The following is a 2,454-nucleotide window of genomic DNA, read 5'->3' as shown; positions in this document are numbered from 1 at the left end:
TGTCCATGGCCGTGGCAAAGTCCCCAGTGGTGGCCAGGTGGGGTCCCCGCTGGTGGCCAGGTGAAAGTCCCCACTCTCTGCTCGTGTCGTCCGTGAGTTGAGCCCCTGGACGGTGAACGGTGGCGGTGTCTAGCCAGTCACCGCACCGCCCAGGGAGCTCCATTGAAGAACATGAGGGAAGAGTTGGACATCATCACCGCCTACAACTTGGTGGGGACTTACCGCGGTGCCGCGGACATCTGCGGCACCACCCACAAGACCGTCAAGAACGTCGTGCAGCGCCACATCGCGGGTCAAGCCCGTCCGGGTAAGACGCCCCGTCCGGCGAACTACGAGTCCGTGCGCGATGTCGTCGCCGCCGGCGTCAAGACCGCTCAGGGGCGGATCAGCGCGAAACGGTTGCTGCCCACGGCCCGCGCGGCTGGGTACACCGGCTCGGACCGGAACTTCCGCCGTCTGGTGGCACAGGAGAAGAAGGCCTGGCGGGCCAGGCATGGGCGGACCTACCGGCCAGTGTCGTGGTCCCCGGGTGAGCATCTGGTCATCGACTGGGGCGTAATCGACGGGGTACACGTCTTGTGTGCGGTGCTGGCGTGGTCGAGGTTCCGGTTCGTCCGGTTCGCGGCCGACGAGAAGGCCACGACCACGATGGCGTTGCTGGCCGAGTGCTTTGAGGTCCTGGGCGGGGTGCCGAAGGTGGTGCTCGCCGACCGGATGGGCTGCCTCAAGGGTGGAGTGGTCGCCAACCGGGTCGTGCCCACACCCGAGTATGTCCGGTTCGCCACGCATTACCGGTTCCGGCCCGATTTCTGCGAGGCTGCCGACCCCGAGTCCAAGGGGATCGTGGAGGCCCTGGTCCACTACGGCAAGGACGACCTGCTGCGGCCGTTGCTGCTCGAGCACGCCCGCGACGCCGGTGCCCACGAGTTGTCCGCTGGTGCCACCGCCGTGCTGGCGGACCTGGGTGCCGCGAACGAGCGGGCGTCGGCGTGGTGCGAGGAAGTCAACGCCGCGATCCACTCCGAGATCGCCGCGGTCCCGACCGGGCGGCTGGCCACCGAGGTCGACCTGCTGACGCCGCTGCCCTCGCTACGCCCGCTCATCGGACCGGCACCGGCGACCCGCAAGGTCGACAAACTCTCCACGATCCGGCTGGGCTCGGCCCGCTACTCGGTGCCGAACGCCCTGATCGGCACCACCGTCGAGGTGATCGTCGAGGGCGCCCGCGTGCTCATCCTCGATCACGGCACCGGGCAGGTCCACGCTGAACACCCCCTCCTCGGGCCGGGTGAGGCCTCGGTCTTCGATGAGCACTACGGCGGTCCTCGTCCCGTGGCGCCGGTGCGGGCGATCCGGCCCCGGTCCGCGGCGGAACGAGCGTTCTGCGCGCTCGGGCCGGCCGCCGAAGCGTTCATCGCCGGCGCCGCCGGCGCCGGGCACACCCGACTGGGCCCGGAGCTGGCCGAGCTGAACACCTTGACCGCTGCTCACGGCCAAGCAGCGATGGTCGCCGCTCTGGGGCGAGCAACCGCCTTCGGTCGATGGAAGGCCAGCGATATCCGCTCCATCCTGGCCGCCGGTGCCGGCGTGGCCACCCCACGAAAGGCCGGGCAGGCGCTCGTCCTGGGCCTGCCCACCTCGTCTGGGCGGTCGCTGGCTGAGTACGCACCGGCGCCACAGGCGGTGTCCTCGTGAGCGCCACCAAGCCACCGGCCCTGGATGCGGACCTGACCGCCGGACTGCGCAGGCTGAAGCTGGCCGCGATGCGCCAACTCGCCCCCGAGCTGCTCGTCACGGCCAAGACCCAACGCTGGGCCCCCCAGGAGGTGCTGCGGGCCCTGGTCGAGGCCGAGATCGCCGCCCGCGACGCCTCCAACGAGCGGGCACGCCTGAAGTCCGCGACCTTCCCCGTGCTCAAGACGATCGAGGACTTCGATCTAGCCGCCTCCTCCATACCCGCACCGACCTGGGCCTACCTAACGTCCTTGGAGTGGCTGCGGGCCACGGAGAACCTCGCGCTCATCGGCCCGGCAGGCACCGGCAAGTCGCACACCCTCATCGCGCTCGGTCACGCTGCCGTCCTGGCCGGCCAACGAGTGCGGTACCTGACTGCGGCCGACCTCGTCGAGACGCTCTACCGCGGCCTAGCCGACAACACCGTCGGCAAGGTCATCGAGGCGCTGCTACGCAACGACCTCGTCCTGGTCGACGAGGTGGGCTTTGCCCCCCTGGACGACACCGGCGCCCAACTGCTCTTCCGGTTCGTCGCCGCCGCCTACGAACGACGATCCCTCGGCGTGGCCTCGCACCACTCCTTCGAGGACTGGGGCAGATTCCTGCCCGAACACACCACCGCCGTCTCGATGCTCGACCGCCTGCTACACCACGCCACCACCGTGATCACCAACGGCCAGTCCTACCGCATGCGCCAAGCCCGCCAACGCGCAGGAGGTG

At 69.7% G+C, this 2,454-nt stretch carries 2 protein-coding genes; both read left to right on the top strand.

Annotated features, from left to right (window positions below; translation table 11 throughout):
- Positions 1-162: 162 nt before the first annotated feature.
- Positions 163-1,695, top strand: a complete 1,533-nt coding sequence (gene istA / locus KILIM_RS21745; RefSeq protein ID WP_006594923.1) for an IS21 family transposase — start codon at positions 163-165, stop codon at positions 1,693-1,695.
- A partial coding sequence (istB, locus tag KILIM_RS21740) for an IS21-like element helper ATPase IstB (protein ID WP_006594922.1) occupies positions 1,692-2,454 on the top strand: 763 nt, incomplete at its 3' end. The genes istA and istB, both read left to right, overlap by 4 nt.

The organism is Kineosphaera limosa NBRC 100340, from assembly GCF_000298215.1.
In the GTDB taxonomy this organism is placed as follows: domain Bacteria; phylum Actinomycetota; class Actinomycetes; order Actinomycetales; family Dermatophilaceae; genus Kineosphaera; species Kineosphaera limosa.
The sequence above is the reverse complement of the archived record's forward strand: the minus strand, read 5'-3'. Positions and strand labels throughout refer to the sequence as shown.